The organism is Hydrogenophaga sp. (assembly GCF_028698005.1).
Lineage (GTDB): Bacteria > Pseudomonadota > Gammaproteobacteria > Burkholderiales > Burkholderiaceae_C > Hydrogenophaga.
The window spans coordinates 1-20,079 of sequence record NZ_JAQVEJ010000021.1; the positions used below are offsets into that span (position 1 = coordinate 1).

Consider the following 20,079-nt stretch of genomic DNA (forward strand, 5'->3'; position numbering starts at 1 on the left):
CAACACGCTGGAGGCCACCCAGCCCAGCCTGGTCTCGAGGCTGGCGCCGGCCTACGCGCGCGGCGCGTCGCTGGGGATCTACAACACCCTGCAGTCGGTTGGATTTTTCGTCGGCGGCGCGGCCGGCGGCTGGCTGGTGCGCGCCCATGGTGCCTCGGGGCTCTTCATGGCTTGTGCCGCACTGACCCTGTTGTGGCTGCTCGTGGCCTGGCCGATGCAGGCCCCGGCGCGGACCGGCGCAGCGGGGTCTGGCCACTGAGCCGGCACCGGGCGCGGCAAGGCACCCGCAACGACGGACGACGGGCGCTCTTCAGTGCCCGTCGGTGGCCGGGGGCGGTGCGCTGCGGGGGCGGGCGGTCGCTTGCCGGAGCATCATCTCCGCGAGGGTGCCGTAGAGCGGCCGACTGATCATGCGCGAAATCAGGCTGGCGAGCATGGCCGAGGCCATCAGGCTCAGCACCATGGGGCGGCCGTCGATCATCTCCATCACGATGATGAACGAGGTCAGCGGCGCCTGTGTGGTGGCGGCCAGGAAGCTGGCCATGCCAATGGCGATCAGGCTCGGGGCGAGGGCGCTCAGGTTGTGGCCGGCCACGAGCTGGGCCACGTCGTGCCCCACGCCGGCGCCGATGGACAGCGAGGGCGCGAAGATGCCGCCGGGCACACCGCTCCAGCTCGTGATCCAGGTGGCCATGAACTTGAGCAGCACATACAGGTGCGAGACGTCACTGTCGCCGGCCAGCATGTGGCGCACCTGCTGCTCGCCGCCACCGAAGGTGGCTCCTCCGGATGCCAGGCCGAGCACGGCCACCGCCAGGCCGCACAGGGCGGCAAAGCGGATGGGCGCGCGTCGGCGCAGGGCGCTGAGCCGGTCGGGCATGCCGGCCATCGACGCGGCCAGCAGGCGCGCAAACAGGCCCCCGAGCACGCCGCAGAGCACGGCCACCAGCAGGCCGGGCAACAGCGATCCCCAGCTCAGGCTCGGCACACTGATGGCGCCGAAGTAGGTCAGGTTGCCGAACACCGAGGTGCCGACCAGGCCGGCCAGCACGATGGCGGCGATGATCAGGCCGTTGTTGCGCGCTTCCAGGCGCTTGGACAGCTCCTCGATGGCGAACACGATGCCCGCCAGCGGGGCATTGAACGCGGCCGCCATGCCGGCGGCACCGCCGGCGACCAGCAGCGCGCGCTCGTTCATGGCCGAGCCGGGCCGCAGCCAGTGGCGGGCGTTGTGCATCACGCCGGCAGCCACCTGTACCGAAGGGCCTTCACGCCCGGCCGACAGACCGCCCAGCAGGGCGGTGGCGCCCAGCAGCATCTTGCCCGCGGTCAGCTTCAGGGACACGAAGCGTGGCCGGCTGTCGGCCGGTAGCGCCGGGTCCAGTGCCGCCATGACTTGCGGAATGCCCGAGCCCGCCGCGCCGGGCACGAACCTGCGTGTGGCCCAGACGACAAAGGCGGTGACCAGCGGCGTCCAGACCAGCACGGCCCAGGGCGCGGCACCATGCAGCCATTCGAACCACTCGAAGGCCGTGTGCGTCATCAGCGTGAACAGGACGACGCACAGCCCCGCGGCGGCGGCGTAGGCCAGCACGATGCTGCGGTCGAGCCAGGCGCGGCCGTCGGACAGCTCGTCCTGCAGGTGGCGGAGGAAATCGGGGTCGCGGGACATGGATGGGGTGATTACGCTAATTGTGGCACTCCCCTTGGGGTGGACAGGCGCATCGGGCACAATCGGCCAGATCGGTCCGGCTTCGTCCGCCGCAGCACCCGTTTATCTCGATACACCTGCAAGGAACCGTTCATGGCATCCGTCAACAAAGTCATTCTCGTCGGCAACTGCGGCCGTGACCCCGAAATCCGCTATCTGCCCTCGGGTCAGGCGGTGGCCAACGTGACGCTCGCCACGTCCAGCCGCCGCAAGGACCGCAACTCCGGCGAATTCGTCGAAGACACCCAGTGGCACCGCGTCACGTTCTTCGACCGGCTGGCCGAAGTCGTGGGTGAGTACGTGAAGAAAGGTACCCCCATCTACGTCGAAGGCCGCCTGTCCTACCGCAAGTACACCGACAAGGACGGCATCGAAAAGAGCGCCACCGACATCATCGCCAGCGAAATGCAGCTGCTCGGCGGCCGCCAGGGTGGTGGCGATGAGGGCGGTGGCGGGGGTTACGGCCGACCGGCAGCGGCCCCGCGCGCAGCGGCACCCGCTGCCCGGCCGGCCCCGGCGCCGGCCCCCGCACCCGCACCCGCGCGTCAGCCCAGTGGCTTCGACGACATGGACGACGATATCCCGTTCTGATTCCAACACGCCCCGCGCCGTGCGGATGACGCCGCGGCGTGGGACGATCCCCCCGCTGCATGGACACTCCCGCGCGCCTGTTGCCCGCCGATGAACCGCTGCGTCGCCAACTGCACGACGAGGTACATGCACGCCCACCCGCCCGGATCCGCCTGCCGGCGCTGGTGACCTATGTGGCGGTGATCCACGAGGGGGTGAGCCGCGAACAGGAGTGCGAGCACCTGCGCCGTCTGCCGGGGCAGGCGGGGCTGACGCCCGATGACCTTCAGGGCAGCTTCGTGCGCCTGCGCCTGCCCGGCGCCACGCTCAAATGGGAGCGCCATACCGAGTTCACGCGTTATTCCATCGTGCAGGCCATGCCCGCGGGCGCGGGCCTGGGGCAGCGCGACCCCGCGCTGCTGCCCCATCTGGCGCTGCCGCCGGACTGGCTGGCCGGCATCCCGGGCCAGACCCTGGCGGCGATCAAGCTGGCCATGCTGGAGGGCGATGTGGCGCAACCCCAGGCCTGTCTGGCCCAGGCCCGTACCTGGCTTGGCGAACACCCGGTCGTGGCCTCGCTCATGGGCAATCGGGGCCATTCCATCGTGGTCACCGACTTCATGCTGCGCGACAGCGGGTTCGAGCGCATGCTGGTGATCGCCCCGCCAGGCACCCCGGAGACCCGCGTCGGACGCATCTCGGGGCGTTTGCTGGAGCTGGAGACGTACCGCCTGATGGCGCTGCGAGGCCTGCCGGTGGCCAAACGGCTCGGGCCGAAGCTGGCCGAGGACGAGCGCAGGCTGGCCGGCATCACGGCGCAGATGGAAGACAAGAGCGCATCCGACCAGGCGCTGCTCGACACGCTGGTGTCGCTGGCCGCCGGGGTCGAGCGCGCGACCGCCGAACACGCCTACCGCTTCGCGGCCACGCGGGCCTACCACGCTCTGGTCAACCAGCGCATCGCCGAGTTGCGCGAACAGCCCATCCATGGCACGCAGACCATCGGTGAATTCATGCAACGGCGGCTGTCGCCGGCCATGGCCACGGTGGAGGCGTCGGCGCGGCGCCTGGCCTCGTTGTCGGACCGCATCACGCGCACCAGCGCGCTGCTGCGCACCCGGGTGGACATCGCCACCGAAGGCCAGAACCAGCAACTGCTCGAGCGTCTGACCCGGGGGCAGGCATTGCAGTTGCGTCTGCAAAGCACGGTCGAGGGCCTGTCGATCGCGGCCATTTCTTACTACGTGGTCAGCCTGATCCTGTACGTGGCCAAGGCCGGCAAGGCGGCCGGTCTGCCGGTGCATCCCGAGCTGATGGCGGGCGCCATGATCCCGCTGGTGCTGCTGGGCGTGTGGCGCATGATCCGGCGCATCCACGCGACGCTGCACGCGGGGCATTGAGCGGCGGTCAGCGCCGACCGGGTATCAGTCCAGTTTCAACTGCCTGAGCTTCCGGTAGAGTGTGCGCTCACTGACGCCCAGCCGGGCCGCGAGTTCGGCGCGCTTGCCGGTGTGTGCCGCGACCAGGGCACGCAAGGTGTCGCGTTCCAGGGAACGCAGATCGGTGGTGCCGGCGGGGGACCGGGGCAGCGGGGGGGCGGCAGGCGCGCGGCCTGGCCGGCGGCCGGTGGCGATCGCCTCCTCGACATGGGTGGCATCGACCACGTCACCGTCGCACAGCAGCGCGGCGCGCTCCAGCAGGTTGCGCAGCTCGCGGACGTTGCCGGGAAATGGCTGGACCTGCAGCAGCGCCATGGCCGATGCCGACAACTGCAGCCGGCGGGGCGCGGCGACGCGCTCGAGCAGGGCCGGTGCCAGCAGGGCGATGTCGCCCTCGCGCTCACGCAAGGGGGGCAGCGCGATCGGGAAGGTGCACAGGCGGTAGTACAGGTCCTCGCGAAATCGCCCGTCGGCCATCATGCGGTCGAGGTCGCGGTGGGTGGCCGCGACGACGCGGATATCGGCATGCCGCAGCTCGGTGCTGCCCACGCGGCGGTAGGTGCCGGTCTCCAGCAGGCGCAGCAGCTTGACCTGCATGGGCAGGGGGATGTCGCCCACTTCGTCGAGGAACAGGGTGCCGCCGCTGGCCGCCTCGACCAGGCCGGGCTTGGTGGCAGTGGCGCCGGTGAAGGCGCCGCGCTCGTGCCCGAACAGCTCGGACTCGAACAGGGTTTCGGTCAGGCTGGAGCAGTCGACGGCGACCAGCGCCTTGCCGGCGCGCGGGCTGGCCTGGTGCACGGCGCGCGCCACCAGTTCCTTGCCGGTGCCGGACTCCCCCAGCAGCAGCACGCTGGCCTGCGATGGCGCCACCCGCGCCACCAGTGCCAGCATGCGCTGGAACGGGAGGGAGCGGCCGATCAGGCCCGGTGCGTCGGGCTGGCTGTGTGCCACCCGCAGGGGTTCCATCTTCTCGACATAGAAGGCCGGCTGGCCGTCCTCACCCGGCAGGGGGGACAGCTCGATGTTGACGTATTCCTCGCCCCTGGGCGTGTGGTGCAGGTGCAGCACACGCTCGCGCTGGCCCGACTGCCGGGACAGGGCCAGCGGACAGGACTCGCCGGCGTGGTCGCAGGGGACGGCGAAGTGGTGCGATACCTCGTAGCAGTGCCGGCCGATGACGCTGCGTTGCGGACTGAACTGCCGCCGGTAGGCCGCGTTGGACGCCAGGATGCGGTACTGTGCATCAAACAGGATGTGCGGTTCGGGCAGGCCTTCAAGAAAAGCCGTCAGCTCGGGCAGAGGTTTCACGCGGCACTCCGGAGGGTGGGCGCCACCGCTGGCGGGGCGCGACCACCGTGGTCTCACATCGGTGAATACCGGCATGGGTATCCATGATCGGATTGTACCGGCACATATGACATTTTCGTCGTGGCGACTGCCGTTATTGGCGGATGGTGCCAGGCCGTGATCTGCCAGTGATGTGCAATTCATTGATTTCAAAAGCTTTTCAGCGCCGCCGGCTTGGCATGCTTTTTGATGGTGGAATGCCAGGCGTTTGTGCCAATGGCCCGTTGCCGGCATGGCGGAGCGCCGCAGGCTGGCCAGGAGAATCCCATGACCGAACCGATGCTTCACCACATGCCGCCACCCGCCCGCCTGCTGATCGGCGGGGGCGGCAGCGGGGTGGCGTGAGCGTGCGCGCCACCCCTGTGTGCGACGCCGGGCGCGCAGGCGTGGATGCGCCCATGCCGGTGCGAACCATCCGCCCGCTGCACGGCCACGCATTGAGCTACCTGCTGGCCGATCCGCACGGGCGCGAAGCCGCGCTGGTCGATCCACAGTCCCGCGACCTGCCGCTGATCCACGCGCTGCTGGGTGAACACCGCCTGTCGCTGCGCTGGGTGTTGCGCACGCACGCCCACGACGCGCAGCCGCCCGCGGAACTGGCCGCGCTGCATGGTCTGGGGGTGCCCGTGGTGCAAGGAGGCGACGCCGCGCAGGTGCGCGCGCCCGACGATGGCGGGCGGCTGCCGCTGGGCCGGGGCATCATCCGCGTGCTGCGCACACCCGGCCACACCCCCGATGGCCTGAGCTTCGTTTGGGGAGACAGGCTGTTCTGTGGCTGCCTGCTGGACGTGGGAGGCTGCGCCTGGCAGCGCTGGCCGGCCGATCCGGCGCTGCTGTGGGACAGCGTGACCGGGAAGCTCTTCACCTTGCCGGACGACACGCTGATTTACCCTGGACAGTATCGGCGTCGCTGCAGTGTCAGCACCGTGCACGACCAGCGGCGCTGGCATGCATACTTTGCCCGGTGTTCGCGTGACGCCTACCTGGCCCGCCTCGCGGCGCACGCCGGCCCTGACCACCCGCACCCTCATCGCCCCGGGCCATTGCCGACGCCGCGTTGCTGATCGCGCCGGCCTGCATCGGCATCTCTGGGTGCAGGTGGCCTGGCGCGTCAAGCTCACCGACCGTCTGTCGGGCCTGCCGCCGGCGCCTGCTCCGTCAGTGCCAGCACCGCCTGGTGGTGGGTGAGGAACACGCGCCCGCTCAGGTGCTGCAGGAAGTCGCTGCGTTGCAGCCGGTCCATCACCGGCCCCTTGACCTCGCTCAGGTGCAGCAGCACGCCCGCATCGCTCAGGCGCTGCTGGATGGTGCGCAGGCTCTCCAGCGCGCTGGCATCGATGTCGTTGACGGCGGTGCACTGCAGGATCAGGTGGCGCATCTCGGGGTGGTTGGCCATCTCGGCCGAGATGCGGTCCTCCAGAAAGCTGGCATTGGCGAAGAACAGGCTGCCGTCCACGCGCAGGCTCACGATGCCCGGGTGCGTGATCACCGCGTGCCGCAGCACGTTGCGGTAGTGCTCGGTGCCCGGCACGTTGCCGACCTCGGCGATATGCGGCCGGCTGCTCTGCCAGATGTGCAGCGCCAGCGAGGCGACCACGCCCACCGTCAGGCCGCTGACCAGGTCGACCAGCAGCGTGGTGGCGAAGGTCAGTGCCTGGGCGGCGAAATCGGCGCGTGAAAACCGCCAGGTGCGCGCGAAGCTGCGCAGGTCGATCAGGCTGCCGATGGCCAGCAGGATGGTCGCGGCCAGCACCGCCAGCGGCAACTGGCTCAGCCAGGGCGTGAGCAGCAGCGCGGCCAGGGCCAGCAGGGCCGCCGTCAGGATGCCGGTCGCCGGCGTGCGTGCGCCGCTGTCGGCCGTCACCATGGTGCGCGAGAAACTGGTGCCGACGGCAAAGCTGCCCGTCAGGCCCGCCGCGAGGTTGGCACCACCCATGGCGCGCATCTCGGCGCTGGTGTCGATGCGCTCGCGCCGCTTGGCGGCCATGCCCTGGGCGATGGAGATCTGCTCCACGAAGGTCAGCATCGCGATCAGCAGGGCCGGCAGCATCAGGGCGCGCAGCGCGTCCTCGGGCATGCCGGTGAAGGCCTGCAGCGTGAACGAGGGCAGGCCCTGCGGGATCTGGCCCACCACGGCCAGGCCACGTTGCGACCAGCCGCCCAGGGTGGTCAGCACGATGGCCAGCACCATGATGGCCAGGGGCGCCGCCTTGGTGAGCAGGTCGGCTGCGGTGCCGCTCAGGCCCGTGGCCAGCAGGGCACGCCTGAGCCAGCGCTTGGTCGCCCACAACAGGACGATGGCGCCCAGCCCGACGGCCAGCGTCAGGCCGTGCACCTGGTCGTGCTGCAGCCAGAGGCTGCGCGCGAAGCTCGTCAGGTTGTCGCTGGACAGCCGGATGCCCAGCAGGTGCGAGGCCTGGCTCATGCCGATCAGCAGACCCGAGGCGGTGACGAAGCCCGAGAGCACCGGATGGCTCAGGAAGCCGGCCACGAAGCCCATGCGCAGCGCACCCATGAGCAGCAGCATGGCGCCGACCAGCAGCGCCAGCAGCGCGCTCGCCGCGATGAATTCCGGCGTGCCCGCGGCGGCCACCGTGCCAACCGCGGCCAGCGACATGATGGAGCGCAGCGCGGCCGGCCCCACCGCCAGCACCGTGCTCGTGCCCATCAGCGCATAGATGACGGGCGGCAGCATGCTGGCGTACAGGCCGGTGACGGCGGGCATGCCGGCCAGCATGGCGTAGGCCAGGCCCTGCGGGATGAGCAGCAGCGTGACCACCGCCGCGGAGGTCAGGTCCTGTGCGAACAGCGGGCGGCTGTAGCGCCGCCCCCAGGCGAGGATGGGAAACCAGTGCCGCAGCGCGGGCCTCATGCGGCGTGTGCCGGCACCGCAAAGGTTTCACCGGGCAGGTGGAAGGCGTCGCTGGTGATCACGCCGCCGCCCAGGCAGACCTCGCCGTCGTAGAGCACCGCGCTCTGGCCAGGGGTCACCGCCCATTGCGCCTCGTCGAAGCGCAGCGTGAAGCCGCCGCCGTCGGCCTCGAAGGTGCAGGGCGCATCGGCCTGGCGGTAACGCGTCTTCGCCGCCAGGCGCCCGGGCGCGGGCGGCTCGCCCGCCACCCAGCTCACGTCCTCGGCGTGCAGGCTGGGCGAGAGCAGCCAGGGGTGGTCGTGCCCCTGCACGACCCAGAGGATGTTCTTGTCCAGGTCCTTGCGCGCGACGAACCAGGGCTCGTGCTCGCTGCCGCCCTTTTGCGCGCCCTTGGCCTTGACGCCGCCGATGCCCAGCCCCTGGCGCTGGCCCAGGGTGTAGAAGCTCAGGCCCACGTGCTGGCCGATGGTGCGCCCGTCGGGGCTCTTGATGGGACCCGGCTCCCGGGAGATGTAGCGGTTGAGGAAGTCGCGGAACGGCCGCTCGCCGATGAAGCAGATGCCCGTCGAGTCCTTCTTCTTGGCGTTGGGCAGGCCGATCTCGGCGGCGATGCGGCGCACCTCGGTCTTGGGCAGCTCGCCGACGGGAAACATGGTCCTGGACAGTTGCGCCTGGTCCAGCCGGTGCAGGAAGTAGCTCTGGTCCTTGAGCGGGTCCAGCCCCTTGAGCAGTTCATAGCGCACGCGGGCGCCATCACGCGCGGTCGCGCGTGATGGTCCATCCTGCCTAATGGGCTCGCCCGTGTCCGCTGCGACGCAGCGGACACGGGCGTAATGCCCGGTGGCGATCTTCTCCGCGCCCAGGCGCATGGCGTGGTCGAGGAAGGCCTTGAACTTGATCTCGGCGTTGCACAGGATGTCCGGGTTGGGCGTGCGCCCGGCCTGGTACTCGCGCAGGAACTCGGCAAAGACCCGATCCTTGTACTCGGCGGCGAAGTTGACGTGCTCGATGTCGATGCCGATCACGTCGGCCACGCTGGCCGCGTCCAGCCAGTCCTGCCGGCTGGAGCAGTACTCGCTGTCGTCGTCATCCTCCCAGTTCTTCATGAAGATGCCGATGACCTCGTGGCCCTGCTGCTTGAGCAGGTACGCGCTGACCGCGGAGTCCACCCCGCCGCTCAGACCCACCACCACACGTTGCTTGCTGCTCGTCATGGGGGGATTATCTCGCGCCACCGCCGCGGGCGTGGACTGCCCATTTGCTGAGCAATCCAGCCCAAGTGCTGGCGTGGCAGGGAGTTTTTCCACGTGCCCAGAACTTGTCCACAGCCTTGTCCCGTCCATCCGTGGAAGAGGCGGTGCAAGTCCGGCAGCCCGGATCAGCGCGCGAGCGTACCCGTCACTGGTTCCAGGGGCGGTCGCCCAGCGCGTCGCGCACGCGGGTGGGCAGGCCCATGCCGTCCATCAGCGTGAGGAACGGTGCCGGGTCCAGCTCTTCCACGTTCACCATGTGCCGGGTGTCCCAGGCGCCACGGGCGATCAGCAGCGCCGCGGCCACCGGCGGCACGCCCGCGGTGTACGAGATGCCCTGGCTGCCCACCTCGGCATAGGCCTCGGCGTGGTCGGCCACGTTGTAGATGAACACCTCGGTCTCCTGTCCGTTCTTCGTGCCCTTGACCAGGTCGCCGATGCAGGTCTTGCCGGTGTAGCTGGGTGCCAGGCTGGCCGGGTCGGGCAGCACGGCCTTGACCACCTTCAGCGGCACCACTTCCAGCCCCTCGGCGGTGGTCACCGGCTGTTCGGACAGCAGGCCCAGCTTGTTGAGCACTGTGAACACGTTGATGTAGTGCTCGCCGAAGCCCATCCAGAAACGCAGGTCGGCCTGCGGGTAGCGCTGGGCCAGCGAGTGCAGCTCGTCGTGCCCGGTCAGGTAGGCCTTGTGCGGGCCGACCACCGGCAGGTCCCAGGTGTGGCCCACCTCGAACATCCGGTTTTCCTGCCACCGGCCCTTCTGCCACGACAGCACGGTGCCGGTGAACTCGCGGAAGTTGACCTCGGGGTCGAAGTTGGTGGCGAACCAGTGCCCGTGGCTGCCGGCGTTGATGTCGATGATGTCGATGCTGCGGATCTCGTCGACGAAGCGGTCCTCGGCCAGGCGCGCGTAGGCGTTGACCACGCCGGGGTCGAAGCCCACCCCCAGGATGGCCGTGACGCCGGCCTCGGCGCAGCGCTCGCGGCGCTTCCACTCGTGGTTGGCGTACCAGGGCGCGGGCTCGCAGACCTTCAGCGGATCCTCGTGGATGGCCGTGTCCATGTAGGCCACGTCACCCACGGTGATGCAGGCCTCGAGCACGCTCATGTTCACAAAGGCGCTGCCCAGGTTGATGACGATCTTGGCGCCGGTGCGGCGGATCAGCTCGGCCACGGCGGCGCTGTCCATGGCGTCGATGGTGTGTGCCTGCAGCCTACCGGCCGGGTCCTTGAGGCTGCCCTTGTCATGCACGCTGGCGATGATGGCCTCGCACTTGGCGATCTTGCGCGAGGCGATGTGGATGTCGCCCAGCACATCGTTGTGTTGCGCACACTTGTGCGCCGCCACATGAGCCACGCCGCCGGCGCCGATGATGAGCACATTGCGCTTCATGTCGTCGAAATCCTTTCTTTCGTCGGAGGTGGGTTGAACAGAAAAGCAGGCCACCCCGTCCGAGGACGGGGGCTTCGGCCGCAGGGGTGTCAGGACAGCGCGGCGGCGAAATCGGCGTAGCCGAACTCGCGCACCAGGCGCACGCTGCCATCGAGCTCGCGCACCGCGATCGACGGCATCTTCACGCCGTTGAACCAGTTTTTCTTGACCATGGTGTAGGCCGCCGCGTCCTCGATCGAGAGACGGTCACCCACCTGCAGCGGCCGCTCGAAGCGGAACTCGCCGAAGATGTCGCCGGCCAGGCAGGACTTGCCGCACACCATCCACTGGTGCGCGCCGGTGTTGGGCTGGATGCGGCCGGGGTAGCGGTACACCAGCAGATCGAGCATATGGGCCTCGATGGAACTGTCCACAATGGCGAGGTCCTTGCCATTGTTCAAGGTGTCGAGCACCGTCACTTCCAGCGTGGTCGAGTCGTGGACGGCGGCCTCGCCCGGCTCCAGATAGACCTGCACGCCGTGTTCGCCGGCAAAGCGCTTGAGGCGTTCGGCGAAGGCGGCCAGCGGGTAGTCGGGCAGGGTGAACGAGATGCCGCCGCCCAGGCTGATCCAGTCCATGCGCCGGATCAGGTGGCCGAAGCGCTGTTCAATGTGGTCGAGCATGGCGCTGAAGCGCTCCAGGCTGGCGTTCTCGCAGTTGTTGTGGAACATGAAACCGCTGATGCCGCCGATCTCGCCGAGTGCGCGTTCAATGGCCGCCGGATCGTGTTCGCCCAGACGGGAAAACGGCCGTGCCGGGTCGGCCAGGTCGAAGCTGGACGAGCTCACGCCCGGGTTCACGCGCAGGCCGCGCACCTTGCCGCGCGAGGCGTCCTCGAAGCGGCGCAACTGTCCGAGGGTATTGAAGATGATCTTGTCGCTGTAACCCAGCACCTCGCCGATCTCGTGGTCGGCCCAGGCCACCGAGTAGGCGTGGGTTTCGCCGGGGAACTTTTCCTGGCCCAGACGCACCTCGTACAGCGACGAGCTCGTGGTGCCATCCATGTACTGGGCCATGAAGTCGAACACCGACCAGGCGGCAAAGCACTTGAGTGCCAGCAGTGACTTGGCGCCCGACGCCTGGCGCAGCCAGGCCATTTTTTCCAGGTTGGGCAGCAGGCGGGACTTGTCGATCAGGTAGTGGGGGGTGGGCAAGCGGGACTGGGACATACCGGGGATTATCCCCATGCCGGATGACAATCCGGTACCGAAGGGGTTTCAACGGCCGGGCGCCCCCCGTGTCAGGACCCGGCAAGCGGGCCGGTGGCCGCGGTCAATCCGGCCACCGCGCCGTGTGAAATGCCGCCGCCAGGTGGTCCACCAGCAGCCGGACCTTGGAGGGCAGGTGCTTGCGCGAGGGGTACACCGCATGGATGCCCAGCCGCACCGAGCGGTACGCGGGCATGAGCTCCACCAGCGATCCGTCCAGCAGGTCCTGCCCGACGAGGAAGCTGGGCTGCAGCACGATGGCGTGGCCCCGCAGGGCGCCGATACGGCAGGTTTCGCCGCTGTTGCTGCGCAGGGTGGGGTGCACGGTGGCCACCACCGGGCCTTCGGGGCCGTCGAATGGCCATTCGTCGCCCATGGAGAAGCCGCTGTAGGCCCAGATGGTGTGTCCGGCCAGCTCGCTCGGGTGCGTGGGCTCGCCGTGGCGTGCCAGGTAGGCGGGCGATGCGCACAGCACCATGCGGGTGGACGACAGCGGTCGGCTCACCAGCGACGATGCGCCCAGCCGCGCGATCCGGATGGCCAGATCGAAGCCTTCGTCCACCAGGTCCACCATGCGGTCGGACAGCGTCACCTCCAGCCGCACCCGCGGGTGGCGCTGCTCGAAATCGGCCCACAGCGGCGCCAGGTGCAGATGACCGAAGGTCACCGGGGCATTGACGCGCACCGTGCCCACGGCCTGGGCGCTGCGGGCGCTGACTTCGGCCTCGGCGTCGGCCAGGTCGGCCAGCAGACCCTGGCCGCGGGCGTGGAACAGGCGGCCCTCGGGCGTGAGTGACAGCCGCCGCGTCGTGCGGTGCAGCAGCCGGGTGCCCAGGTGGGCCTCCAGCTCCTGCACGTGGCGCGACACGGCGGCCTTGGACTGACCCAGGGCTTCGGCGGCCGCGACGAAGCTGCCGGCCTCCACCACCGCGATGAAACTCTGAATGGCTTGCAGGCGATCCATGGCTTCATTATCTCGATATTCGGGACAATCCATGCCGTTGGCAGCGGTTTATTTCCTGGCCAACGGCGCCTACATTGGAGGCATCGGGGCGTACCGCATCTGCCCCCGGACACCAGAAAGGAGTTCTCCATGAGCAGCCGTCTGCCCAGCCTGTTTGTTTCCCACGGCTCGCCCACCTTCGCGCTGGAGCCGGGTCTGGCCGGACCGGCGCTGACGGCCCTGGGCCGTGAACTGCCGCGCCCCCGGGCCGTGCTGGTGGTGTCGCCGCACTGGATGACGGCGCAACCGGTCGTATCGACGGCGGCCGCGCCGGAGACCATCCACGACTTCGGGGGGTTCGCCCCGGCCCTGTACCGCCTGCGCTACCCCGCGCCGGGCCACCCCGCGCTGGCCCAGCGCGCGCTCGAGCTGTTGAGCGCCGCCGGCTGGGAGGCCCGGTCGCACCCCGGGCGTGGGCTCGACCACGGTGCCTGGGTGCCGCTGCTGCACCTGTATCCGCAGGCCGACGTGCCGGTGTTTCAGGTTTCGCTGCCGGCGCGCCTGGATGGCGACAGCGCCTACGCGCTGGGCCAGGCCCTGGCACCGCTGGCCGACGAGGGCGTGCTCATCGTCGGCTCGGGCAGCCTGACGCACAACCTGTACGAGGTGGCCTGGCACGAACCCGAAGCGGCCGACTACGCCAGCGAGTTTGCGGCCTGGATCGGCGAGGCCGTGGCCCATGGCCGGCATGCCGCGCTGCGCCACGCCATCGACGAGGCGCCCCACGGCCACCGCGCCCATCCCACGCCCGAACACTACTGGCCCCTGGTGGTGGCTGCCGGCGCGGCCGGTGCCGATGCGCCGACCCGGCTGATCAAGGGCGGCATCGAGCATGGCGTGCTGGCCATGGACGGCTTTGCTTTCGGCCAGGTGCCGTCAGCCGGCGTGCCCGCCACCGGCGCGGTGGCGGCATGATGGCGGCGGTGGCCGCGCGGTCACCGGGCCGCCCGGCCAGGGCCGGCGGCGCTGGCTGACCGGCAGCCACCTGCCGCATACTGCACGCATGCGCCGCGCCGCCGTCACCATCGATCCCGCCGAAGTCGGGTTCACCGCCATCCGCGCCCAGGGCGCGGGCGGGCAGAACGTGAACAAGGTGTCCAATGCCGTGCACCTGCGCTTCGACGTCGCCGCGTCCTCGCTGCCCGATGCCGTCAAGGCGCGCCTGCTGGCGCGCGGCGACCGGCGCCTGAGCAGTGCCGGCGTGATCGTCATCAAGGCGCAGGGCAGCCGCAGCCTGGAGCAGAACAAGGCGGAGGCCATGGCCCGCCTGCAGGCGCTGGTGGATGCGGCGGCGCACGTGCCCCTGGCGCGCAAGCCCACACGGCCCACGCGCGCGTCGCGCCAGCGCCGGCTCGAAGGCAAGGCCGCGCGTGCGCAGATCAAGCAGATGCGCGGGCGGGTGCGGGAGCCTTGAGCGGGACGGCAGTGGTTCAGGCGCGGGGGCTGATCACGGAGGCGTCGGTGACCAGCAGCCCGAGCGGATACCGTTGCCCCGCCAGGTGGTCCTCGATGCAGCGCAGCACCAGCGGGCTGCGGTGCCGGTCGACGCTGGCTCTCACCTCGTCGGGCGTCATCCACACCGTGCGCACGATGCCGTCGTCCAGTGGGCGGCCGGGCTCCGCAGCCCCCAGCTCGCCAGCGAACGCCAGGCGAAGGTAGGTGATGTCCTCGCCGGAGGCCGGTCGCTGGAAGCGCGACAGATAGACACCGACCAGACCGGTGGGGGTGAACGCATGGGCCGTCTCTTCCAGCGCTTCGCGCACCACGGCCTGCTCGGGGCTCTCGCCCGGCTCCAGGTGCCCGGCGGGGTTGTTCAGCCGCAGGCCTTCCGGCGTGTGCTCTTCCACCAGGAGGAAGCGGCCCTCGCGCTCGATGATGGCTGCCACGGTGACGTTGGGTTTCCATCGCATGTCCAAAACTCTCACGTTATGAAATATAAATATCAATAAGCACCAATGCTGTGCAAAAATCCGGTGCGGGCGCCTGCCCGTCATCGGCTGCAAACCATTGTCACCCAAGGACTTTCTGACAGGGTTGACCCGATCCGGCCATGGCCGTGCTTTGGGGTAAGCTGACACCAATCTTTCAATGACCCGAGCGAGGAGACCGACATGCCAACGGGCACTCCCGCCGCGCGCGCGGCGGGCCAGCTTTGTATTGCCCTCACGTCAGTGACGGCCCTCGCGTGCGCCTCCCGGACGGCCCCCGGCCGTGGCCGCCCGAAACCCCCCGATCCCTTGTTTTGAAAACCCTGTATTGAGCTGAGGACCTGCCCATGACTTCCGGTGCATCGACCGAGACTGCCGCACCCACGCCACAACGCATTGGCGTGCCGCGTGAAACCTTTCCTGGCGAAAAACGTGTCGCCACCGTGCCCGATGTGGTGACCAAACTGGTCAAACTGGGCTTTGGTGTGGTGGTGCAAGCCGGCGCCGGCGCACAGGCCGACATCGGTGACGACGACTACCGTGAGGCCGGTGCCGACATTGCCGCTTCCGCCACCGAGTTGTGGAGTGGTTGCGACATCGTTTTCAAGGTGCGCCCGCCCACCCCGGACGAGGTGGCGCTGATGCACGAAGGCCAGACGCTGATCGGCTTCGTCTGGCCAGCGCAGAACCCGGCGCTGATGGAGCAGCTCGCCGCGAAGAAGGTCACGGTGCTGGCCATTGACTGCCTGCCGCGCACGCTCAGCCGGGCGCAGAAGATGGATGCGCTGACCTCGACGGCCGGTGTCAGCGGCTACCGCGCGGTGATCGAGGCGGCCAATGCCTTCGGCCGCTTCTTCAACGGCCAGATCACGGCCGCGGGCAAGGTGCCGCCGGCCAAGGTCTTCATCGCCGGCGCCGGCGTGGCCGGTCTGGCCGCCATCGGTGCCGCCGCCAGCCTGGGTGCCATCGTGCGTGCCAATGACACGCGCGCGGAGGTGGCCGACCAGGTCGTCTCGCTCGGCGGCGAGTTCGTCAAGGTGGACTACGAGGAAGAGGGCTCGGGCGGTGGCGGCTACGCCAAGGTGATGAGCGAAGGCTTCCAGGCCGCGCAGCGCGACATGTATGCGCAGCAGGCGCGCGAGGTTGACATCATCATCACCACAGCGCTGATCCCGGGCAAGCCGGCGCCCCGCCTGATCACCGCCGAGATGGTCCGCAGCATGAAGCCCGGCAGCGTGATCGTGGACATGGCCGCCGAACAGGGCGGCAACTGCGAGCTCACCGTGCCGGGCGAGGCGGTGGTCCGCCACGGCGTGACCATCATCGGCTACACCGATCTGGCCTCGCGCATGGCCCGGCAATCGTCCACGCTGTACGCGACCAACCTGTTCCGCCTGAGCGAGGAGCTGTGCAAGACCAAGGACGGCGTCATCCACGTCAACATGGACGACGACGCGATCCGCGGCCTGACGGTCATCAAGGACGGCGAGATCACCTGGCCGGCGCCGCCGCTGGCGCCTGCCGCGCCCCGGCCGGCGCCCAAGCCCGCCGCCGCGGTGGCCGAGAAAAAGGGCGGAAGCCATGGCCACGGCAGCACCGGGCCGCTGCCGGCCCGGACCCTGGCCATCATCTTTGCCGTGGGCGCGCTGGCCTTCTGGTTCGTCGGCGCCTACGCACCCGCGGCCTTCCTGGGCCACTTCACGGTGTTCGTGCTGGCCTGCTTCATCGGCTACATGGTGGTGTGGAACGTCACGCCCGCGCTGCACACGCCGCTGATGAGCGTGACCAACGCCATCTCCAGCATCATCGCCATTGGTGCGCTGGTGCAGATTGCGCCGCCGGCGGCCGGCAGTCTGGGCCGGCCCGATGGCCTGATCCTCTGGCTGGCCTTCGCCGCCCTCGTGCTCACGGCCGTCAACATGTTCGGGGGCTTCGCCGTCACGCGCCGCATGCTCGCCATGTTCCGCAAATAACAACAACGAGAAGACAGAGAGAGAGAAGACGATCATGTCCCAAAGCCTTACCACGGTGGCGTACCTCGGCGCCGCCATCCTGTTCATCCTCAGCCTGGGCGGGCTGTCCAACCCCGAAACCTCGCGCCGCGGCAACCTGTTCGGCATGATCGGCATGGCCCTGGCCGTGCTGGCCACGGTATTCGGCCCCGGCGTCAGCCCATCGGGCATCGCCTGGATCGTCGGTGCGCTGGTCATCGGCGGTGCCATCGGCCTGTACGCGGCCAAGGTCGTGAAGATGACCCAGATGCCCGAACTGGTCGCGCTCATGCACAGCCTGGTGGGCCTGGCCGCCTGCCTGGTGGGTTTCGCCAGCTATGTCGACACCTCGCTGCCGCTCGAAGGCGCGGAAAAGACCATCCACGAGGTGGAGATCTACGTCGGCATCCTGATCGGTGCCGTCACCTTCAGCGGCTCGCTGATCGCCTTCGGCAAGCTCAATGGCCGGATCGGCGGCAAGCCCCTGCTGCTGCCCGCGCGCCACTGGCTCAACCTGGCCGCGCTGCTGGTGGTGATCTGGTTCGGCCGCGCGTTCCTCAACGCGCCCGACGTGCAGTCCGGCATGCTGCCGCTGGTGGTGATGACGGTGATCGCGCTGCTGTTCGGCATCCACATGGTGATGGCCATCGGCGGTGCCGACATGCCGGTGGTGGTGTCCATGCTCAACAGCTACTCGGGCTGGGCCGCGGCTGCCACGGGCTTCATGCTCAGCAACGACCTGCTGATCGTGACCGGTGCGCTGGTGGGCTCCTCGGGCGCCATCCTCAGCTACATCATGTGCAACGCGATGAACCGCAATTTCATCAGCGTGATCGCCGGCGGCTTCGGCAGTGGTGGCGGCAAGCCCGCCGCCGCGGCCGGTGGTGCCGCCGCCGAGCCCCAGGGCGAGGTGGTGCCCGTGAGTGCCGCCGAAGCCGCCGAGATGCTGCGCGAAGCCAAGAACGTGATCATCGTCCCGGGCTATGGCATGGCGGTCGCGCAGGCGCAGCACACGGTGTTCGAGATCACGCAGACCCTGCGCGAGAAGGGTGTGAACGTGCGCTTCGGCATCCACCCGGTGGCCGGCCGCATGCCCGGGCACATGAACGTGCTGCTGGCCGAGGCCAAGGTGCCGTACGACATCGTGTTCGAGATGGACGAGCTCAACGACGACTTCCCCGATACCGACGTGGCCATCGTCATCGGTGCCAACGACATCGTGAATCCGGCGGCCCAGGACGATCCGTCCAGCCCGATTGCCGGCATGCCGGTGCTGGAGGTCTGGAAGGCGCGCACCTCCATCGTGATGAAGCGCTCCATGGCATCGGGCTACGCCGGCGTGGACAACCCGCTGTTCTACAAGGACAACAACCGCATGCTGTTTGGCGATGCCAAGAAAATGCTCGACGAAGTGCTGGCGGCGCTCAAGGGCTGAACGAGGTGGTCTGGTGCCCGTTTCCCGGTCTGCCGACACTGCTGTTTCTGTAGCATCGACTCGGCATGGAATTTCGATTCGCAGGGAAGGCGGGTGTCAGGTCAGGGTAATACATAGTCCCCTGGCAGACCGTGGGCTGTCACAATTGTCGGCCACCGGTTGCCAGAGATGGCAGGCCAGATATCACCAACGGAGACCCGAATGACTGCAGCAACGGCAGACCGCCCCTGGCTCAGTGCCTACCCGGAGGGCGTACCCGCGGACATCGATGTCGACCAGTACCCTTCGCTGGTCCATCTGATGGAAGAAAGCTTTGCCAAGTACGCGACACGTCCGGCCTTCAGCTTCATGGGCAAGGAAACGTCCTACGCCCAGACCGACAGCCTCTCGCAGGCCTTCGCCGCCTACCTGCAGAGCCTGGGTCTGGCCAAGGGCGATCGCGTGGCGATCATGATGCCCAACGTGCCGCAGTACCCGGTGGTGGTCGCGGGCATCCTGCGCGCCGGCTATGTGGTGGTGAACGTCAATCCGCTGTACACCGCGCGCGAGCTGGAGCACCAGCTCAAGGACTCGGGGGCGACGGCCATCGTCATCATCGAGAACTTCGCCCACACGCTGGAGCAGTGCATCGCGCACACACCCGTCAAGCACGTGGTGCTGGCGGCCATGGGTGACATGCTCGGCCTGCTCAAGGGGGCCATCGTCAACTACGTGGTGCGCAACGTCAAGAAAATGGTGCCGGCGTACAAGCTGCCACAGGCGGTGCGCTTCAACGAGGCGATTGCCCGCGGCGCCCGGGGCAGCTTCAAGCGCCCCGACCTGCAGCCCGACGACGTGGCCCTGCTGCAGTACACCGGTGGTACCACCGGTGTGTCCAAGGGGGCCGTGCTGCTGCACCGGAACATCATCGCCAATGCCTTGCAGTCCGAGGCGTGGAACGACCCGGTCATGAAGAAGGTGCCGGCCGACGAGCAGTCCACCAGCATCTGCGCGCTGCCGCTCTATCACATCTTCGCCTTCACGGTGAACATGATCCTGGGTCTGCGCACGGGGGGCAAGATGATCCTGATCCCCAACCCGCGTGACCTGCCGGCCGTGCTCAAGGAACTGTCCAAGCAGCGCTTTCACAGCTTCCCGGCCGTGAACACGCTGTTCAACGGTCTGGCCAACCACCCGGACTTCAACACCGTGGACTGGAGCCACCTCAAGGTGTCGGTGGGTGGCGGCATGGCGGTCCAGGGGGCGGTCGCCAAGCTCTGGCTGGAAAAAACCGGCTGCCCGATCTGCGAAGGCTACGGCCTGTCGGAAACCAGCCCGTCGGCCAGTTGCAACCCGGTGACCAATACCGAGTTCACGGGCACCATCGGCGTGCCGCTGCCCAACACCTGGATGAAGTGCATCGACGACGACGGCAACGAAGTGCCGGTGGGCCAGCCCGGCGAAATCGCCATCAAGGGCCCGCAGGTGATGGCCGGCTACTGGCAGCGCCCGGACGAGACCGCCAAGGTCATGATGGCGGACGGTTACTTCAAGTCCGGCGACATCGGCATCATGGACGAGCGCGGCTACTTCAAGATCGTCGACCGCAAGAAGGACATGGTGCTGGTCAGCGGCTTCAACGTCTATCCCAACGAGGTCGAGGACGTGGTCGCCACGATGCCCGGCGTGCTCGAATGCGCCGTGGTGGGAGTGCCCGACGAGAAGTCGGGCGAGGCCGTCAAGCTGGTCATCGTCAAGAAGGACCCGTCGCTGACCGAGGCGCAGGTGCGCGAGTTCTGCAAGGCCAACCTCACCGGCTACAAGCAGCCCAAGGTGATCGAGTTCCGCACCGAGCTGCCCAAGACGCCGGTGGGCAAGATCCTGCGGCGCGAGCTGCGCGGCTGAGCGCGCACG

Annotated in this window: 17 protein-coding genes; 9 read left to right on the top strand and 8 right to left on the bottom strand. The window is 68.7% G+C overall.

Annotated features, from left to right (window positions below; all coding sequences use genetic code 11):
• On the top strand, window positions 1-259 hold a 259-nt coding region (locus tag PHQ87_RS03890; RefSeq protein ID WP_300231470.1), incomplete at its 5' end, for an MFS transporter.
• A 51-nt stretch (window positions 260-310) separates the two neighbouring features.
• Here the strand turns inward: PHQ87_RS03890 and PHQ87_RS03895 are convergent.
• The gene (locus PHQ87_RS03895; RefSeq protein ID WP_300231473.1) at window positions 311-1,672 is read right to left on the bottom strand and encodes a chloride channel protein; all 1,362 of its coding nucleotides are present in this window, start codon (window positions 1,670-1,672) and stop codon (window positions 311-313) included.
• A gap of 132 nt (window positions 1,673-1,804) precedes the next feature.
• On the opposite strand from PHQ87_RS03895, the gene ssb reads away from it, so the two are divergent.
• Together ssb and PHQ87_RS03905 are read left to right on the top strand one after the other, a co-directional pair.
• The gene (ssb, locus tag PHQ87_RS03900; protein WP_300231475.1) at window positions 1,805-2,302 is read left to right on the top strand and encodes a single-stranded DNA-binding protein; all 498 of its coding nucleotides are present in this window, start codon (window positions 1,805-1,807) and stop codon (window positions 2,300-2,302) included.
• Window positions 2,303-2,361: 59 nt separating this feature from the next.
• Window positions 2,362-3,681, top strand: a complete 1,320-nt coding sequence (locus PHQ87_RS03905) for a DUF3422 domain-containing protein (protein ID WP_300231477.1) — start codon at window positions 2,362-2,364, stop codon at window positions 3,679-3,681.
• 24 nt (window positions 3,682-3,705) lie between these two features.
• Here the strand turns inward: PHQ87_RS03905 and PHQ87_RS03910 are convergent, their stop codons facing one another.
• Window positions 3,706-5,028 (bottom strand): sigma-54-dependent Fis family transcriptional regulator, encoded by a 1,323-nt coding sequence (locus PHQ87_RS03910; protein ID WP_300231480.1) that lies wholly within the window; start codon window positions 5,026-5,028, stop codon window positions 3,706-3,708.
• 437 nt (window positions 5,029-5,465) lie between these two features.
• Between PHQ87_RS03910 and PHQ87_RS03915 the strand changes: the two genes are divergently transcribed.
• The gene (locus PHQ87_RS03915) at window positions 5,466-6,131 is read left to right on the top strand and encodes a hypothetical protein (protein ID WP_300231482.1); all 666 of its coding nucleotides are present in this window, start codon (window positions 5,466-5,468) and stop codon (window positions 6,129-6,131) included.
• Between the two features lie 53 nt (window positions 6,132-6,184).
• Here PHQ87_RS03915 and sulP read toward each other — a convergent pair whose 3' ends face one another.
• From sulP to PHQ87_RS03940, 5 genes are all read right to left on the bottom strand, one after another.
• Window positions 6,185-7,939 (bottom strand): sulfate permease, encoded by a 1,755-nt coding sequence (sulP, locus tag PHQ87_RS03920; protein ID WP_300231484.1) that lies wholly within the window; start codon window positions 7,937-7,939, stop codon window positions 6,185-6,187.
• Window positions 7,936-9,153, bottom strand: coding sequence for a tRNA 2-thiouridine(34) synthase MnmA (gene mnmA / locus PHQ87_RS03925; RefSeq protein ID WP_300231486.1), 1,218 nt, complete (start codon window positions 9,151-9,153; stop codon window positions 7,936-7,938). Before mnmA ends, sulP begins: the two co-directional genes overlap by 4 nt.
• Window positions 9,154-9,337: 184 nt before the next feature.
• Window positions 9,338-10,582 (bottom strand): saccharopine dehydrogenase family protein, encoded by a 1,245-nt coding sequence (locus tag PHQ87_RS03930; protein ID WP_300231488.1) that lies wholly within the window; start codon window positions 10,580-10,582, stop codon window positions 9,338-9,340.
• A gap of 89 nt (window positions 10,583-10,671) precedes the next feature.
• On the bottom strand, window positions 10,672-11,790 hold the full coding sequence (locus tag PHQ87_RS03935) for a carboxynorspermidine decarboxylase (protein WP_300231490.1): 1,119 nt from the start codon (window positions 11,788-11,790) through the stop codon (window positions 10,672-10,674).
• Window positions 11,791-11,893: 103 nt separating this feature from the next.
• Window positions 11,894-12,793, bottom strand: coding sequence for a LysR family transcriptional regulator (locus PHQ87_RS03940; RefSeq protein ID WP_300231492.1), 900 nt, complete (start codon window positions 12,791-12,793; stop codon window positions 11,894-11,896).
• Window positions 12,794-12,922: 129 nt separating this feature from the next.
• Between PHQ87_RS03940 and PHQ87_RS03945 the strand changes: the two genes are divergently transcribed.
• Window positions 12,923-13,747, top strand: a complete 825-nt coding sequence (locus tag PHQ87_RS03945) for a class III extradiol ring-cleavage dioxygenase (RefSeq protein ID WP_300231494.1) — start codon at window positions 12,923-12,925, stop codon at window positions 13,745-13,747.
• 88 nt (window positions 13,748-13,835) lie between these two features.
• The gene (arfB, locus tag PHQ87_RS03950) at window positions 13,836-14,246 is read left to right on the top strand and encodes an alternative ribosome rescue aminoacyl-tRNA hydrolase ArfB (RefSeq protein WP_300231496.1); all 411 of its coding nucleotides are present in this window, start codon (window positions 13,836-13,838) and stop codon (window positions 14,244-14,246) included.
• 16 nt (window positions 14,247-14,262) lie between these two features.
• Here the strand turns inward: arfB and PHQ87_RS03955 are convergent, their stop codons facing one another.
• Window positions 14,263-14,748, bottom strand: coding sequence for an NUDIX hydrolase (locus PHQ87_RS03955; protein ID WP_300231519.1), 486 nt, complete (start codon window positions 14,746-14,748; stop codon window positions 14,263-14,265).
• Between the two features lie 359 nt (window positions 14,749-15,107).
• Between PHQ87_RS03955 and PHQ87_RS03960 the strand changes: the two genes are divergently transcribed.
• The 3 genes from PHQ87_RS03960 to PHQ87_RS03970 all read left to right on the top strand — a co-directional run bounded on the left by PHQ87_RS03960 (window position 15,108) and on the right by PHQ87_RS03970 (window position 20,070).
• Window positions 15,108-16,733 (top strand): Re/Si-specific NAD(P)(+) transhydrogenase subunit alpha, encoded by a 1,626-nt coding sequence (locus PHQ87_RS03960; RefSeq protein ID WP_300231498.1) that lies wholly within the window; start codon window positions 15,108-15,110, stop codon window positions 16,731-16,733.
• Window positions 16,734-16,767: 34 nt separating this feature from the next.
• A complete protein-coding gene (gene pntB / locus PHQ87_RS03965) occupies window positions 16,768-18,186 on the top strand; it encodes a Re/Si-specific NAD(P)(+) transhydrogenase subunit beta (protein WP_300231500.1) in 1,419 nt (472 codons plus the stop codon).
• 201 nt (window positions 18,187-18,387) lie between these two features.
• On the top strand, window positions 18,388-20,070 hold the full coding sequence (locus tag PHQ87_RS03970) for a long-chain-fatty-acid--CoA ligase (protein WP_300231502.1): 1,683 nt from the start codon (window positions 18,388-18,390) through the stop codon (window positions 20,068-20,070).
• The last annotated feature ends 9 nt before the right edge of the window (window positions 20,071-20,079 follow it).

Bases quoted from the DNA above. Each gene is read 5' to 3' on its own strand.
- PHQ87_RS03895 (WP_300231473.1), bottom strand. From the start codon at position 1,672: ATGTCCCGCGACCCCGATTTCCTCCGCCACCTGCAGGACGAGCTGTCC.
- ssb (WP_300231475.1), top strand. From the start codon at position 1,805: ATGGCATCCGTCAACAAAGTCATTCTCGTCGGCAACTGCGGCCGTGAC.
- PHQ87_RS03905 (WP_300231477.1), top strand. From the start codon at position 2,362: ATGGACACTCCCGCGCGCCTGTTGCCCGCCGATGAACCGCTGCGTCGC.
- PHQ87_RS03915 (WP_300231482.1), top strand. From the start codon at position 5,466: ATGCCGGTGCGAACCATCCGCCCGCTGCACGGCCACGCATTGAGCTAC.
- sulP (WP_300231484.1), bottom strand. From the start codon at position 7,939: ATGAGGCCCGCGCTGCGGCACTGGTTTCCCATCCTCGCCTGGGGGCGG.
- mnmA (WP_300231486.1), bottom strand. From the start codon at position 9,153: ATGACGAGCAGCAAGCAACGTGTGGTGGTGGGTCTGAGCGGCGGGGTG.
- PHQ87_RS03930 (WP_300231488.1), bottom strand. From the start codon at position 10,582: ATGAAGCGCAATGTGCTCATCATCGGCGCCGGCGGCGTGGCTCATGTG.
- PHQ87_RS03935 (WP_300231490.1), bottom strand. From the start codon at position 11,790: ATGTCCCAGTCCCGCTTGCCCACCCCCCACTACCTGATCGACAAGTCC.
- PHQ87_RS03940 (WP_300231492.1), bottom strand. From the start codon at position 12,793: ATGGATCGCCTGCAAGCCATTCAGAGTTTCATCGCGGTGGTGGAGGCC.
- PHQ87_RS03945 (WP_300231494.1), top strand. From the start codon at position 12,923: ATGAGCAGCCGTCTGCCCAGCCTGTTTGTTTCCCACGGCTCGCCCACC.
- arfB (WP_300231496.1), top strand. From the start codon at position 13,836: ATGCGCCGCGCCGCCGTCACCATCGATCCCGCCGAAGTCGGGTTCACC.
- PHQ87_RS03960 (WP_300231498.1), top strand. From the start codon at position 15,108: ATGACTTCCGGTGCATCGACCGAGACTGCCGCACCCACGCCACAACGC.
- pntB (WP_300231500.1), top strand. From the start codon at position 16,768: ATGTCCCAAAGCCTTACCACGGTGGCGTACCTCGGCGCCGCCATCCTG.
- PHQ87_RS03970 (WP_300231502.1), top strand. From the start codon at position 18,388: ATGACTGCAGCAACGGCAGACCGCCCCTGGCTCAGTGCCTACCCGGAG.